The sequence below is a fragment of the Microbacterium sp. NPDC055442 genome, from assembly GCF_053644215.1.
Map to the genome: position 1 here is coordinate 411,536 of NZ_JBSHLF010000002.1, position 14,095 is coordinate 425,630.

Genomic DNA, 14,095 nt, shown 5'->3' on the forward strand with positions numbered 1-14,095 from the left:
GCTAAGAAGAAGGAGCCCGCCGAAGCGCATGGATAGATGGTAACAGGACCGGATCGGGATGAGACGAATCGGCCGCGCGCGACACTAGAACGACATGACACGTCACCGCCGATACCTCCTCGCCCTCGTCGTGGGCGCGGCATCCGCTCTCGTACTCGCGGGGTGCGCGACGCCCTCCGCGTCCGATGCTCCCCCGGGCGCCTCGCTGGGCTCGGTCTGGCCGGCGCCGCCCGAGGGCGACGTCATGGCGCAGGGCACCGTGCTCGACACGGGAGGCGACCCCCAGCTGTGTCTCGGCGCGATCGCCGAGTCCTATCCCCCGCAGTGCTCCGGCATCCCGATCGAAGGGTGGGATTGGGAGGGGCTCGACGGACACGAGACGGCGAGCGGCGTCACATGGGGCGCGTATGCCGTGCAGGGCACGTACGACGGCGACACCTTCGTGCTCACGGAGGACCCCGTCATGCTGGCGCTGTACGACCCGATGGTCGCGCCCGATCCGACCGGCGGCGAACCCGGGGCGGGCACGGAGCCGCAGCTCACCGAGCTGCAGGACGAGCTGCCCCAGCGCCTCGGCGATGCCTACCTGATGTCGATGCCCGAGAACGGGTGGCTGCTGGTCGACGTCGTCTGGGACGACGGCACGTGGCAGAAGGCCGCGGATGACGACTTCGGCGAGGACATCGTGCTGATCCGATCGGCGCTGACCCCCGTCGCGGGGTGAGGCACCGGGTTTCCGCGACGCCGTGCATGCACGTACCCCGCCTGGCTTCCACGGGGTAAGGGCATCACTGTGACGCGGTCGGATCGTCGCAGATCGCGTCGCGCGAACTGCCCGCGCAGTACCGGTGAAAACCAGACGGGAATGTCGGAGGCCCTTGGCAGAATCGTGGGTATGGACGCACTGCTGGATCACCTGAAAGAGGTCATCGAGCAGTCTCGCGGGGTCGTGTCAGACACCCTCGGCTCGGGTCGGATCATCGATGCGTCCGACACCCACGTCGTGACGGCCATGACGCTCGCGGCCGAGCTGCAGCGACTCACCGACGCGGTTCTCGTCGAGACGGTGGGCGAAGTGTCCCGACGGTCAGTTCAGCGCGACCGCGATCTGCGGCTGACGACGCGCAGGGGCTGCCATGACGTGAGTGAACTCGTCCAGCGTCACACGCGTCTCGCCCCAGCCACGGCAGCTCGTCTGATCCGCGGAGCGAAGCCGACCATGGTGGGGATCTCGTTCGCCGGGTCGCCGATCGAACCCCGGCTGCCCGCTCTGCGCGACGCGCTGCTCGACGGCGAGGTCGGCGTCGACGGGCTTCTCGCCGTCTCCGGTCCGCTCGAGGGAATGGGGCGCCGGGTCGGGCGTGACGACCTGCTCGCGGCGGATGCCGTGCTTGCGGCCGAAGCGCGCGGCGAAGGTCCGGAAGGTGCGCCCCCAGCGTGTGCCGAGCTGCTGCGCGTGCAGGCGCTCGCGTGGTCGGCCTACCTCGACCAGGACGGCGCCGAACCGCGCGAAGAGCGCGCGATCCGACTGCGCGGAATCACGCTCGGCAGCGTGCGCGACGGCCTCGTGCCGATCCGAGGGATGCTGCTCCCCGAAGTCGCGGCTCAGTTTCGGCGCATCAGCGATGCGGTGACCTCGCCCCGGGTCGACGGCAGCGCCGGAGTGCGATTCCGCCCCTCAGCCGAAGCGACCGGCGATGCCGACGACGAGTTCGCCCCCGTCGACCCGCGCACGTGGACGCAGAAGCAGCATGACGCTCTGGCGACGGCCCTGTTCGTCGCAGCATCCAGCGAGCAACTGCCCACGATCGGCGGCGCTGCTCCGACGCTCGTGGTGTCGGTCCGAGACCGCGATCTCGTCTCGCAGACGGGCTGGGCGCACGTCGACGGGAGTGACGAACCCGTATCGCTGGCCAGCGCACGGCACGCGGGCTGCGCTGGCGTCATCCAGCGCGTCCTCCTTGGCGGCAACGGTCGAATCAAGCAGATCGGCACGGAGGAGCGTGTCTTCAATCGCCACCAGCGCCGGGCGATCGCCCTTCGCGACGGCGGCTGCATCATTCCCGGCTGCGGTGTGCCCGCAGGCTGGTGCGAAGTGCATCACGTCATGGAACACGCCGAGGGCGGCCCGACGCATTGCGACAACGGAGTGCTCCTCTGTTGGGCGCACCATCGGTTCCTCGGCCACATCGGGTGGCGGATCCGCATGAACAGGGGCGTTCCCGAGGTGCTCGCACCCGACTGGATCGAGACCCGACCTCGATGGCGCGCCGTCACGAAATCTCCGACCCGGATTCTCGATCTCATCGGCGGCCGGCGCACATGACACGCGGTCGTGGCTCGGCTGGAGTGCCGCGACTCGACGGGGCTGACGCGACGCGTCACCGGGTGGGGTAGCTTCGGCAGCATGAGCTTCGACAACATCGTGCAGGTACTGGATGAGACCGCGGTCGTCGCCGTGGTCACGACGAAGGCGAACGGGCAGCCGGTCGCCACCCCGATCTGGTCCATGGTGATCGACGGCGTGCCGTACATCCGATCGGTCAACGGCCCCGAGGCCGCGTGGTACCGCCATGTGCGTGCCGGCCGGCCGGTCGCTTTCGCGCTCGGTGACGGATCGATCGCCGAGCGGGATCGCGTCGCCGCGTTGGCTCTCGAGCGCGAGGAGGTCACCACCTCGTACGTTCCCGTCGACGACGAGGTGCAGGCCGAGATCGACGACGAGCTCTGGCGCAAGTATGCCTCGAGCCCCGACTCGGTGCGGATGATGCTGAGCGCCGACGCGCGCGCATGCACCCTGCGCGTCGAGGAAGCGCGCTGAGCGCCTAGGCGTGTCTCCCATCCGCGGGATACCCGCCTAAATGTTGTCGGCCGTCCTGCTGTTCACGCGTCGGAGAACGTCGTAGTCGATGTCGAGAAGTTGTCGGAGCGCGGCACCACCCGTGGGCGTGACCACGATCGCGCGGCTGGACTGCGACTTCCGTACCCAATGTCGCTCGAGAAAGACGCTGGCGATGTGTGCGCCGACAGCGCCGCCGAGGTGAACGCGCCGCTCCGTCCAGTCCAGGCAGGCGCGAGTAGCCGTCCGCCGGGCCGGCTCGTAGGGGGCGTGCAACGTGTCGTGGAACCACGCCGCCCCGTGGGGGGTGAGGTCGAGCGATTCCTCGGTCAGAATCCCCCGTTCGACCATCCCGTCCGTGATCCCGATGCCCAGCGCCCCCGCCAGGTGGTCGTAGCAGGTGCGTGCGTGGGCGAGCGCAGCGTTGATGGATGCTTGTCGCAGGCTGCGTATCGGTTCGGGGGGCCGGTGGCCGAGTGCGGCGACGGCCTCCAACGCGCCAGCCACGTTCGCGCCCGCGAGCTGAACATAGCGATGCCGGCCTTGGCGGCGTTCGGCGAGAAGACCCGACCCGACCAGACGGTTCAGATGCTCGGTCGCCGTCGAGGCGGCCACGGACGCCTGCTGCGCCAATTCGCGCGCGGTCCATGCTCTGCCGTCCATGAGCGCAACGAGCATGCGAGCGCGCGTCGTGTCGGCCATCGCGGCAGCGACGGACGCGAGATTCTCCGCGGTCACGTGGTCGAGTATGCACCGGTCATCGTTCGGCGTCCACCGAACTGATCTGCCTTCACAATGGCACGCATGGGAATTCTCGATGATCCGCAGTTCACAGTCCCGCGTGTTCCGTACGCATCCGCAGGGATCGCCTGGCTCCGCGCGCATGTCGCGCGCTTCTCTGAGGGCGCGGACCACGAACGAAGGCGCCAGCTGGCTGTCCGCCTCCTCGATGAGATCGATCCAGGTTCGCTCCGTCGGCCAGGTCATCCGGTGTCCACGCTCGCTGAGGCGCTGGGCCTCCCGCGAGAGGTCGCTGCTGATGTCGAGGTTGTAGCGGCCAGCTATCAGCCGCACGATGGCGAAACCCCAGGTGCCGATGCCGCGGTTGCCCGCCTCGTCGTGGCTGCCGGGGGTCAATGGGATGAGGAAACGGCGACGCGAATCGGTCTGCTGGTTCAAGCCTGCGGCGCGACGCGATCGCTGATCGCGGGCCACGAACCTCCCGTGCCTTCCACGCGCCGGATCTCGCCCTCCGGCGAGGAAGTCGTCGAGAGCCTCGACGGTCGGCCGTTCGGTGCCGGGCGACACTCATGCCCCGGCGAGGCTCATGCCGTCGCGATCGCGGAGGGGGCTTCGTCGTTTCGGGGGCTGCATCACGCGAAGGAGCCTCTCGTGCTCCCCAACGCGTGGGATTTCGCTTCGGCTGCGGCCCTTGTCGAACAGGGGTTCTCGGCAGTGGGGACGACGAGTCTGGGCGTCGCCGCGTCTCGCGGGCTTCCAGACGCCGCCGGTGCGACACTCGACGAAACGCTCGCGCTGGCGAGGTCGCTCGTTTGCCTGCGGGTGCCGATCACCGTCGACATCGAGGCGGGCTTCGGCGCGGATCCCACTGCGCTGGCCGCAGAGCTCACGACAATCGGCGTGGCCGGCGTCAACATCGAGGACGGTCGCGGCACAGGCCTGGAATCCGTCGAACGCCAGCGCGCACTCATCGCCGGGTTCAAGAGCGCAGCGCCGGAACTGTTCGTCAACGCCCGTACCGACACTTACTGGCTTGGAGCGCAGACAGAGGAGACGATCCGGAGGGCCCGCGAGTATGTCGACGCGGGCGCAGACGGGATCTTCGTGCCCGGGCTCAGGGATCCGCACGAAATCGAGAAGCTGGTCTCCGTGCTCGGCGATTCACCGCTCAATGTCTTGGCCGAGCTCCCCCTCCCGCAGCTTCACGAGCTCGGTGTTCGACGTATCAGCACCGGCTCCAGGCTGTTCCGCACCGCGATCACGCAGGCTGTCCGCTCTGCCGTGGCCTATCGCGATGGCCTCCCCGCGCCGGATGCGATGTCGTACGACGACGTCGAAGCAGCCCGCGTTCGAGCGGTGCGACGATGACCCGCGCGAACCCGGATGCTGCCTAGAACCCCAGTCGGCCGAGCTGCTTCGGGTCGCGCTGCCACTCCTTCGCGACCCTCACGTGCAGCTTGAGGAAGACGTTCGTGCCGACGAGCGGTTCGATCTGCGCGCGGGCACGCGCGCCCACGTCGCGCAGGCGCGACCCTCGGTGGCCGATGATGATCGCCTTCTGACTGTCGCGTTCGACGATGACGTTCGCGTGGATGTCGGTCATCGACCCGGTCTCACGCTGCGACATCTCCTCGATCGTCACGGCGATGGAGTGCGGCAGTTCGTCGCGGACGCCCTCGAGAGCGGCCTCGCGGATGATCTCCGCGACGCGATCCTCGAGCGACTCGTCGGTCACGACATCGTCCGGATACAACGGCGGGCCTTCGGGCATGAGCGAGAGAAGCTCGCCGGTCAGCACATCGAGCTGTTCGTGCGTGAGCGCTGACAGCGGAATGACCGCCGCCCAGTCCTCGCGCAGCTGATCGACCTCGATGAGACGCGCTGTGATCTGCTCACGGGTCGCGGCATCCGTCTTGGTGACGATCGCGACCTTCTTCGCCCGCGCATAGCCTGACAGCGATTCGGCGATGCGCCGGTCACCGGGGCCGACCTTCTCGGTCGCCGGGACGCAGAATCCGATGACGTCGACGTCGCCGAGCACCGTCTCGACGAGGTCGTTGAGACGCTGCCCCAGAAGCGTGCGGGGCTTGTGGATGCCGGGGGTGTCGACGATCACGAGCTGGCCGTCGGGACGATTGAGGATGCCGCGGATCGCGCGGCGCGTCGTCTGGGGCTTGTCGCTCGTGATCGCGACCTTCTCGCCGACGAGGGCGTTGGTGAGCGTCGACTTGCCGACGTTCGGGCGGCCGACGAACGTCACGAACCCGGAACGGTGAACCGTGGTCTCGGGATCGGTCATGGTGTCTCCTCGTTCTGGGGTCTGCGGGGCTCACCCGTGCGCGCTGCCCGGACTTCGCCGGTCCGCGGCAGGCGAAGCTCTCCGGTCCGGGGGCTGCGGCCCGCGTCGACGGGCGTCTCACCGCGTTCGACGAAGACGGTCGAGATCCCCCGACCGCGGCCGCGCGAAGCGCCGCCGGTGAGCACGAGGCCGGCGTACTCCGCCGCCGCGCCGGGATGGGGGATGCGCCCGAGCGCTTTGCCGAGCAGTCCGCCGATCGAATCCACGTCCTCGTCTTCGAGTTCCATGCCGAACAGGTCGCCCACTTCGTCGAGACCGAGACGCGCGCTCACGCGGTAGCGCCCGGGTTCGATCTCGCTGACCTCGTCGGCGCGCGGGTCGTACTCGTCGGCGATGTCGCCTACGAGCTCTTCGATGAGGTCTTCGAGCGTCACGAGCCCGGACACGCCGCCGTATTCGTCGATCACGAGACAGGCATGCACGGCTTCGCGCTTCATCTGCTGCAGGAGCGACTCGGCCTTCATCGACTCGGGTACGAACACGGCCGGGCGTGCGACGCGCGTGACCGGCGCGTCCGCCCACGCTGCCTCGTCGCGGAACGCGAACTGCACGAGGTCCTTCAGATAGAGCATGCCGACGAGGTCGTCGGCTTCGTCATCGACGATCGGGATGCGCGAGATGCCCTTCTCGAGGAAGGTCCTCATGGCGTCGCGGGCCGTGGCCGCGGCATCCACCGTCACCATGTCGGTGCGCGGCACCATGACCGTTCGCACGATCGTGTCGGTGAAGTCGAAGACCGAGTGGATGAGCTCGCGGTCGTCTTCTTCGATGAGCTCGTTCTCGGTCGCTTCGTCGATGATGCTGAGCAGCTGCTCCTCGGACGCGAACGACGCACTGCGCCGGACTCCCGGGGTGACACGCGTGCCGAGCGCCACGAGACCGTGCGCGAGCGGACCGAGGATGAGCCGCACGCCGCGGATCACGGGAGCCGCCGAACGCAGCAGGCGCGTCGCGTGCTGCCGACCCCACGCGCGGGGACTCGCGCCCACCACGACGAACGAGATGCCGGTCATGAGCACGACGGCGGCGAGCATCGCCCACCAGATGTCCTCGAACAGGATCGTGAGGGCCACCGTGACGAGGACGGCAGCGCCCGTCTCGGCGAGGATGCGGATGAAGACCACGGCGGTCGCGTGGGCTTCGGGGTCGGTGGCGATCCGCTGCAGCGACGACGCATTGCGTCCGCCGTCCTCACCCATCTCGGCGAGGTCCGCTCGCGATGTGACGGCGAGGGCCGCATCGATCGCAGCCATGAGGCTGCCGAATGCGATGAGCAGAACGGCAGCGAGAAGTAGCAGGCCGGCGATCATGCGCGTCGTCGGCGCTCGGCCGACTGGAAGCTGGTGATGAGCTCCTTCTGAAGGGTGAACATCTCACGCTCCTCGGCGGGCTCGGCGTGGTCGAAGCCGAGCAGATGCAGAAGTCCGTGGGTGGTCAGCATGACCAGTTCGTCCATCGTCGAGTGGCGCGCCGCCGCCGCCTGGGTCTCGGCCACCTGCGGGCACAGCACGATGTCGCCGAGCAGCCCCGGGGGCGTCGGGGCGTCATCCGTGCCGGGGCGCAGTTCGTCCATGGGAAAGCTCAGTACGTCGGTCGGCCCGGGCTCATCCATCCACTGCACGTGCAGCGACTCCATCGCGCCCTCATCGACGAGCAGGATGGCCACGTCGGCGTCGGGACTCACGTGCAGGTGAGCGAGGTTGTGCTCCATGAGCCGCAGCAGCACCGTCTCGTCGGCGGGCATGCCGGATTCGTTGCCGATCTCGATCGTCATGAGCGTCCTCGCTTGGGGAATCGGTCGCGGGGCCCCGTGGGGCGCTGTGCGGCGCGTCGCTCGGCGCGATTGGCCAGTTCGGACGCCTCGTCGCGTTCGCGACGGCCCGCCAGCCGCCGCTCGTCGTACTCGGTGTACGCGTCGACGATGCGCCCCACCAGCGTGTGGCGCACGACGTCGGCGCTGGTCAGCTGCGCGAAGTGGATGTCGTCGATGTCCCCCAGGACGCGCGTGACGAGGCGAAGCCCCGACGCGCCCTCGGGCAGGTCGATCTGGGTGATGTCGCCCGTGACGACCATGCGGGTTCCGAACCCCAGGCGCGTGAGGAACATCTTCATCTGCTCGGGAGTCGTGTTCTGCGCTTCGTCGAGGACGACGAACGAGTCGTTCAGGGTTCTGCCTCGCATGTAGGCGAGCGGCGCGACCTCGATCGTGCCGCTGGCCATGAGCTTGGGCACGAGCTCGGGATCCATCATTTCGTTGAGCGCGTCGTACAGCGGTCGCAGGTAGGGGTCGATCTTGTCGGTGAGCGTTCCGGGCAGGAAGCCGAGACGCTCCCCCGCTTCGATCGCCGGACGGCTCAGGATGATGCGGCTGACCTCTTTGCGCTGGAGCGCCTGGACGGCCTTGGCCATCGCGAGGTAGGTCTTTCCCGTACCGGCAGGGCCGATGCCGAACACGATCGTGTTCTCGTCCATCGCGTCGACATACGCCTTCTGCCCGAGCGTCTTGGGCCTGATGACCTTGCCGCGCGACGAGAGGATCGCTTCGCCGAGCACTTCGGACGGACGGGGTCCGCCCTCGGTGCGCAGGATGCGGCTCGACGACGAGACGTCAGCGGGTTCGAGACCTTGCCCTGCCCTGGTCATCTCGATCAGCTCGTCGACGAGCGCGCGCGCGGCCGTGACGACGTCGGGTGCTCCCGTGAGCGTGATCTCGTTCCCGCGCACGAGCACGTCGACGTCGGGGTGTTCGGCCTCGACGACGCGCAGGAGGCGGTCCTGCGGGCCGAGCAGCTGCACCATCGCGACGCCGTCGACGTACACGCGTTCGACGGTCGCGCCGTCGGGGATGTCGTCAACCACCGAGGCTCTTCTCTGACAGGCCGCCGCCGAGGACGTGCGCGTGCACGTGGAAGACCGTCTGTCCCGCATTCGGACCCGTGTTGAAGATGAGCCGGAAGTCGCCGTCGGCGTGCTCGGCGGCGAGGGAGTTGGCGAGACCGACGAGCTCGGCGAGCAGCTCGGGATCGCCCGCGGCGAGCTCGACGACGTTGCGGTACTCCTCGGTCTTTGGGATCACGAGAAGGTGCACCGGGGCCTGCGGCGCGATGTCACGGATCGCGAAGGCATTCTCGGTCTCGGCGATGATCTCGGAGGGGATCTCGCCGCGGAGGATCCGCGCGAAGATCGACGATTCGCTCATTCGGACAGTCTAAGCGGCACGCGTCACCAGCGGCCGAGGGCCGCACTCACGGCGGCGAGAGCCGCGGGGCCTGCCGTCGAGGTTCGCAGCACGGTGTTGCCGAGCCGCACGGCGCGCGCACCGGCCTCGCGCAGCGCGTCGAGCTCGTCGGGGGCGATACCGCCCTCCGGGCCCACGACGAGCAGCACGTCCGCACCGCCGTGCCACGGCTCGCCCGATGCATCCGCTCCCGTCGGCGGGCCGAGGATCTCGGTGAGGCGGTCCGTTGCGGACGGCTCGAGCACGAGCATGACGGATGCCGCGGCGCGGCCGGCAAGCTGCTTCGTGGTCGTGAGCGGCTCGATCTCGGGAACCCACGCACGATGCGCCTGCTTCGCCGCTTCGCGCACGATCGTGGCCCAGCGTGCGCGCCCCTTCTCGGCCTTTGCCTCCGCCCACCGGGACACGCTGCGCGCAGCCTGCCACGGCACGATGGCGTCGACGCCCAGCTCGGTCGCGGCCTGCACGGCGAGCTCGTCGCGGCCCCCCTTCGCGAGGGCCTGCACGAGCACGACGCGCGGCACGGGCGGCGGCATGTCGCGGCGCGCGTCCACGCGCATGACCACTTCGCGCGGCGTCACCGAGACGCACTCGCCGGTGAGCCACGCCCCGCGACCGTCGCCGACCGTGACCTCTTCGCCGACGCGCACGCGTCGCACGGTCGCGGCATGGTGGGCTTCCGCGCCGGTCAGGGCGACCTCGTCACCCGCCTGCGCGTCGGTGGCCTCGTCGAGCAGAAAGTGCAGCGGCATCCGTCATCCGTTCCGGAAACGGTCCCGCAGCTTCGAGAAGAGGCCCTGGTGGAACTCGGTGAGCTTGGGACCGGGCGCCTTCGTGCGCTTCGCGAAGTCCTCGATGAGCGCGCGCTCCTTGCCGTCCAGGCGCGTGGGGGTGACGACGTGCACGCCCACCCGCAGGTCACCGCGCTGCGTGCTGCGCAGCGGCGTGATCCCGCGGCCCTTGATCGTCAGCACATCGCCGGCCTGCACGCCCGGTCGGATCTCGAGCTCGACCGGACCGTCGAGCGACTCGATCGTCGTCGTGGTGCCGAGGATCGCGTCGGGCATCGACACGTCGAGCGTCGCGAGCAGATCGTCGCCGTCCCGGCTGAAGACGGCGTGCGGCGTGACGTTCACCTCGACGTACAGATCGCCGTTCGGGCCGCCGGCCGGTCCGACCTCGCCGGAACCGGGCAGCTGCAGGCGCAGTCCCGTCTCGACACCCGCCGGGATGTCGAGAGACACCGTCCGACGAGAGCGCACGCGACCCTGGCCCTGACACGTCGCGCAGGGGTAGGGAATCGTCGTGCCGTAGCCCTGGCACACGTTGCACGGCTGCATCGTGACGACGTTGCCGAGCAGACTCCGCACCTGTCGCTCCACGTTGCCCCTGCCATGGCAGATGTCGCAGGTGACGGGCGATGTCCCGGGCTGGCAGCACGAGCCCTCGCACGTCTCGCACAGGACGGCGGTGTCCACTTCGATGTCGCGGTGGACGCCGAAGACGACATCCTGCAGGTCGAGCGTGACGCGCACGAGCGCGTCTTGACCGCGCTCCCGCCGGGAACGCGGTCGTCCGCTGCGGCCGCCGCCCGCCGCGCCGAAGAACGTCTCGAAGATGTCGCCGAACCCGCCGAAGCCGCCGGCGCCGCCGAGCGGGGAATCGCCGCCCATGTCGTAGCGCGCCCGCTGATCCGCATCGCTCAGCACGTCATAGGCGTGCGTCACCTCTTTGAAGCGCTCCGACGCGTCGTCCCCCGGATTGACATCGGGGTGCAGTTCGCGAGCGAGGCGTCGGTACGCCTTCTTGATCTCGTCGGGGGTCGCGTCGCGTCCGACGCCGAGGACCTCGTAGTGGTCAGCCACTGTCGCCTTCCGTCCGCGGATTCGCCGCGGGGTCGTGTCATGCCGTCACCGCGTCAGCGGGCGGCTTCGTCTTCTTCGAGCAGCCGCGTGAGGTAGCGGGCGACCGCCCGCACCGCGGCGAGGTTGTTGGAGTAGTCCATACGCGTCGGGCCGAGCAGCCCCACGCGCGCGCGCGAACCCGTCGCGTCGTAGTCGCTTGCGAGCACCGAGGCCTCGGTGAGGCCGAAGGCCTCGTTCTCGCGCCCGATGCTCGCCGCGAGGCCGTGCTCGTCGGCGACCATCTCGCTCATGAGGGTGAGCAGCGTCACCTGCTCTTCGATGGCCTGCAGCAGCGGATAGATGCTGCCGCGGAAGTCCGCCTCACGACGGGCGAGATTGGCCGAACCGGCCATCACGAGCCGATCCTGCCGGAACTCTTCGAGTTCTTCCGCGACGGTGCGGGCGATCGCACTGATCGCCACGTCGCGCGACGAGGTGCTCGCCGCGCGCACGGCGGCGTCATCGGCGATGCGCTGCAGCCCGTCGCGGACAGGACGCCCCACGACGAGGGTCGCGATCTCGGCGCGGATGCCGCCGAGCTCGGCCTCGTCGTAGTCGTCGCCCACGAACGCCAGACGCTGCGAGACGCGGCCGGTGTCGGTCACCACGACGACGAGCATGCGCCCGCCGCCGATCTGCACGAGCTCGACGTGCGTGAGCTTGGCTCGCGCGAACGACGGGTACTGCACGATCGCGACCTGGCCGGTCAGCTTCGTCAGCGCCCGCACCGTGCGGGAGAGCACGTCGTCGAGGTCGCCCGAGCCGTCGAGGAACGACGAGATCGCCGAGCGCTGCGCCGTGCTGAGCGGACGCAGCTCGGCGAGGTGGTCGACGAAGACGCGGTATCCCTTGTCGGTCGGCACACGGCCCGATGACGTGTGCGGAGCGGCGATGAGCTCTTCGTCTTCGAGCTGGGCCATGTCGTTGCGGATCGTCGCGGCCGACACGCCGAAGGCGTGCCGCTCGACGATCGACTTGCTGCCGACGGGCTCGTGGGTGTCGACGTAGTCCTGCACGATCGCCCGCAGCACCTGCAGACCTCGTTCGCTGACCACGGGCGGCTCCTTCGAAATATCGTTGCTGGCACTCACCGCAAGAGAGTGCCAATTCTAGCGGATGCCCGCACGACAGTCCGTCATGAGGTGAGGGCTCGCACGACCGCGTCGGCGAGAAGGCGACCGCGCAGGGTGAGCACGATCCGCCCCGCGATCGCGGCGGCACCCTCGACGAGTCCGTCGGCGATGAGACCGGCCACGGCGCCGCGCGTCGCAGGCGGAAGCTCGGCCACCGGCATCCCCTCTCGGATGCGCGTGCGCAGCAGCACGCTCTCGAGCGCCCGGGCGGTGGCATCCGGTGTCTCGCGCCCGGCGGCGGGTGACTGACCCGACGCGAGCCGCTGCGCGTAGGCGGCGGGGTGCTTGACGTTCCAGAAGCGCGTCCCGGCGATGTGGCTGTGCGCTCCGGGACCGAAGCCCCACCAGTCGGTGCCCGTCCAGTAGGCGAGGTTGTGGCGCGACCGGTCGGCGACCGTGCGCGACCAGTTCGAGATCTCGTACCAGCCGAACCCGGCGTCGGCGAGCACGCGGTCCGCGAGCTCGTACATGTCGGCCTGCAGGTCGTCGTCGGGTGCCGGCACCTCGCCGCGCCGGATCTGCCGCGCGAGCTTCGTGCCGTCTTCGATGATGAGGGCATACGCCGAGACGTGGTCGGGCTCGAGGGCCGTCACCGCATCGAGCGAGCGCTGCCAGTCTTCGAGCGACTCCCCCGGTGCACCGTAGATGACATCGAGGCTCACCCCGAGTCCCGCGCGACGAGCCGCCGTCACGGCCGTCGCGACGTTGCGCGGTTCGTGCGTGCGATCCAGGGCCGCGAGCACGTGCGGCACGGCGGACTGCATGCCGATCGACAGACGCGTGACACCGGATGCCGCCAGATCGGCGGCCACCGCATCGGTGACGGTGTCGGGGTTGGCCTCGACGGTGACCTCGACGTCGTGCGCGAGGCCGAAGCCGTCGCGCACGCCGGACAGCATGCGTCCGAGGTCGCCGGGCGGCAGCAGCGTCGGTGTGCCCCCGCCGAAGAAGACCGTGGCGGCGGGACGGATGTCGCCCCGCTCGGCGAGCACTTCGCGGGCCAGGGCCACTTCGCGCAGCAGGGTGTCGGCGTATTCGTCCTGTCGCGTGCCGCGCAGCTCGGTCGCCGTGTAGGTGTTGAAGTCGCAGTATCCGCAGCGCACGATGCAGAACGGCACATGCAGGTAGACCCCGAACGGGGTGACCGGATCGACCAGTACGCCGTCGGGAAGACGCCCGTCTGGCGGAGCAGGGTCGCCGAGCGGAAGTGCAGCGCCCATCGTCAGGCGGGCGTCGTGTACAGCGGCGAGATGGCACGCAGGTAGCGCGTGAACAGCTCGCGGCGGCGACGTCGAGTCAGGCCGGGCAGCAGGCGGTAGAGCAGCGCTGCGGGCGCGTCGAACGCGCGAACCGTGAACCAGACCTCGTCGTTGTCGCGCCAGTCGAGCATGAACGACTCCTCGCCGCTCACGACCGATCCGCCGACCGTGCCCAGCGCGAAGCCGATGCGGCGCGGCTCCTCGACGACGAAGATGACACGCAGCTCGGCATCGCCGTTCAGGCCCCCGGCACGCCCGTGCAGTCGCACGGTCGTGCCGCTGGAGACGTACGGCGTGCCGTCGGCGTCGAAGCGCTGCTCGGCATCGGTGCGGCTCGGCGCGACCGGGTTGCCGTCGGCGTCGAATCCGACGCCCGAGTACATCGGTCCGGCTGCCGGGCGCACGTCGGTCAGCGCGAAACCCGCGCCGCGCTGGGCGCCCCACGAGAGCAGCGCTTCGCCGGCGCTGCGAAAGCGCTCCTCACCGCTGCCGATCCGCCAGGACTCCTCGGCGGGGATGCTGCGCTCGGGCGGGTAGCCCATGAGGTCGGCGGCCTGCGTCGCCCCGACGGCGGCGTAGTCGACGGTTCCGTCTCGGAAGGTTCCGCGGCGCATGCAGGCCT

15 protein-coding genes are annotated in these 14,095 nt (G+C 69.5%); 4 read left to right on the forward strand and 11 right to left on the reverse strand.

Annotation, left to right across the window (positions count from 1 at the left end):
- The first annotated feature begins 94 nt into the window (after positions 1-94).
- From ACWIBS_RS06405 to ACWIBS_RS06415, 3 genes are all read left to right on the forward strand, one after another.
- The gene (locus tag ACWIBS_RS06405) at positions 95-724 is read left to right on the forward strand and encodes a hypothetical protein (protein ID WP_376128882.1); all 630 of its coding nucleotides are present in this window, start codon (positions 95-97) and stop codon (positions 722-724) included.
- A 171-nt stretch (positions 725-895) separates the two neighbouring features.
- Positions 896-2,326, forward strand: coding sequence for an HNH endonuclease signature motif containing protein (locus ACWIBS_RS06410; protein WP_376128883.1), 1,431 nt, complete (start codon positions 896-898; stop codon positions 2,324-2,326).
- 81 nt (positions 2,327-2,407) lie between these two features.
- Entirely contained in the window at positions 2,408-2,821 is a 414-nt protein-coding gene (locus ACWIBS_RS06415; protein ID WP_376128884.1) for a DUF2255 family protein, read from the forward strand.
- A 36-nt stretch (positions 2,822-2,857) separates the two neighbouring features.
- On the opposite strand, the gene ACWIBS_RS06420 is transcribed toward ACWIBS_RS06415, so the two are convergent.
- Positions 2,858-4,054 carry an ArsR/SmtB family transcription factor gene (locus ACWIBS_RS06420; RefSeq protein ID WP_376128886.1) on the reverse strand — a complete coding sequence of 399 codons (1,197 nt, stop codon included), beginning with the start codon at positions 4,052-4,054 and terminating at the stop codon, positions 2,858-2,860.
- A 9-nt stretch (positions 4,055-4,063) separates the two neighbouring features.
- Here ACWIBS_RS06420 and ACWIBS_RS06425 point away from each other — a divergent pair, with 9 nt between their 5' ends.
- Positions 4,064-4,948 carry an isocitrate lyase/PEP mutase family protein gene (locus tag ACWIBS_RS06425; protein ID WP_376128971.1) on the forward strand — a complete coding sequence of 295 codons (885 nt, stop codon included), beginning with the start codon at positions 4,064-4,066 and terminating at the stop codon, positions 4,946-4,948.
- Between the two features lie 22 nt (positions 4,949-4,970).
- Here the strand turns inward: ACWIBS_RS06425 and era are convergent, their stop codons facing one another.
- The 10 genes from era to ACWIBS_RS06475 all read right to left on the reverse strand — a co-directional run bounded on the left by era (position 4,971) and on the right by ACWIBS_RS06475 (position 14,087).
- Positions 4,971-5,879, reverse strand: coding sequence for a GTPase Era (gene era / locus ACWIBS_RS06430; RefSeq protein WP_376128888.1), 909 nt, complete (start codon positions 5,877-5,879; stop codon positions 4,971-4,973).
- On the reverse strand, positions 5,876-7,249 hold the full coding sequence (locus ACWIBS_RS06435; protein ID WP_376128890.1) for a hemolysin family protein: 1,374 nt from the start codon (positions 7,247-7,249) through the stop codon (positions 5,876-5,878). Before ACWIBS_RS06435 ends, era begins: the two co-directional genes overlap by 4 nt.
- Positions 7,246-7,713, reverse strand: a complete 468-nt coding sequence (gene ybeY, locus ACWIBS_RS06440; protein ID WP_376128892.1) for an rRNA maturation RNase YbeY — start codon at positions 7,711-7,713, stop codon at positions 7,246-7,248. The genes ACWIBS_RS06435 and ybeY overlap by 4 nt, the downstream gene beginning before the upstream one ends.
- On the reverse strand, positions 7,710-8,738 hold the full coding sequence (locus ACWIBS_RS06445) for a PhoH family protein (RefSeq protein ID WP_376128973.1): 1,029 nt from the start codon (positions 8,736-8,738) through the stop codon (positions 7,710-7,712). The genes ybeY and ACWIBS_RS06445 overlap by 4 nt, the downstream gene beginning before the upstream one ends.
- A gap of 52 nt (positions 8,739-8,790) precedes the next feature.
- Positions 8,791-9,138 (reverse strand): histidine triad nucleotide-binding protein, encoded by a 348-nt coding sequence (locus ACWIBS_RS06450; RefSeq protein ID WP_376128894.1) that lies wholly within the window; start codon positions 9,136-9,138, stop codon positions 8,791-8,793.
- 23 nt (positions 9,139-9,161) lie between these two features.
- Positions 9,162-9,929: a 16S rRNA (uracil(1498)-N(3))-methyltransferase gene (locus ACWIBS_RS06455; protein ID WP_376128896.1), complete on the reverse strand. Its 768-nt coding sequence runs from the start codon at positions 9,927-9,929 to the stop codon at positions 9,162-9,164.
- Between the two features lie 3 nt (positions 9,930-9,932).
- The gene (gene dnaJ / locus ACWIBS_RS06460) at positions 9,933-11,042 is read right to left on the reverse strand and encodes a molecular chaperone DnaJ (RefSeq protein WP_376128898.1); all 1,110 of its coding nucleotides are present in this window, start codon (positions 11,040-11,042) and stop codon (positions 9,933-9,935) included.
- Between the two features lie 53 nt (positions 11,043-11,095).
- Positions 11,096-12,136, reverse strand: coding sequence for a heat-inducible transcriptional repressor HrcA (gene hrcA / locus ACWIBS_RS06465; protein ID WP_376128899.1), 1,041 nt, complete (start codon positions 12,134-12,136; stop codon positions 11,096-11,098).
- 80 nt (positions 12,137-12,216) lie between these two features.
- A complete protein-coding gene (hemW, locus tag ACWIBS_RS06470; RefSeq protein ID WP_376128901.1) occupies positions 12,217-13,434 on the reverse strand; it encodes a radical SAM family heme chaperone HemW in 1,218 nt (405 codons plus the stop codon).
- A 2-nt stretch (positions 13,435-13,436) separates the two neighbouring features.
- The gene (locus tag ACWIBS_RS06475; RefSeq protein WP_376128903.1) at positions 13,437-14,087 is read right to left on the reverse strand and encodes a DUF1990 family protein; all 651 of its coding nucleotides are present in this window, start codon (positions 14,085-14,087) and stop codon (positions 13,437-13,439) included.
- Between the last annotated feature and the right edge of the window lie 8 nt (positions 14,088-14,095).

Coding starts and splice junctions, on each gene's coding strand:
- ACWIBS_RS06405 (WP_376128882.1), top strand. CDS start 95: ATGACACGTCACCGCCGATACCTCCTCGCCCTCGTCGTGGGCGCGGCA.
- ACWIBS_RS06410 (WP_376128883.1), top strand. CDS start 896: ATGGACGCACTGCTGGATCACCTGAAAGAGGTCATCGAGCAGTCTCGC.
- ACWIBS_RS06415 (WP_376128884.1), top strand. CDS start 2,408: ATGAGCTTCGACAACATCGTGCAGGTACTGGATGAGACCGCGGTCGTC.
- era (WP_376128888.1), bottom strand. CDS start 5,879: ATGACCGATCCCGAGACCACGGTTCACCGTTCCGGGTTCGTGACGTTC.
- ACWIBS_RS06435 (WP_376128890.1), bottom strand. CDS start 7,249: ATGATCGCCGGCCTGCTACTTCTCGCTGCCGTTCTGCTCATCGCATTC.
- ybeY (WP_376128892.1), bottom strand. CDS start 7,713: ATGACGATCGAGATCGGCAACGAATCCGGCATGCCCGCCGACGAGACG.
- ACWIBS_RS06445 (WP_376128973.1), bottom strand. CDS start 8,738: ATGGTGCAGCTGCTCGGCCCGCAGGACCGCCTCCTGCGCGTCGTCGAG.
- ACWIBS_RS06450 (WP_376128894.1), bottom strand. CDS start 9,138: ATGAGCGAATCGTCGATCTTCGCGCGGATCCTCCGCGGCGAGATCCCC.
- ACWIBS_RS06455 (WP_376128896.1), bottom strand. CDS start 9,929: ATGCCGCTGCACTTTCTGCTCGACGAGGCCACCGACGCGCAGGCGGGT.
- hemW (WP_376128901.1), bottom strand. CDS start 13,434: ATGGGCGCTGCACTTCCGCTCGGCGACCCTGCTCCGCCAGACGGGCGT.
- ACWIBS_RS06475 (WP_376128903.1), bottom strand. CDS start 14,087: ATGCGCCGCGGAACCTTCCGAGACGGAACCGTCGACTACGCCGCCGTC.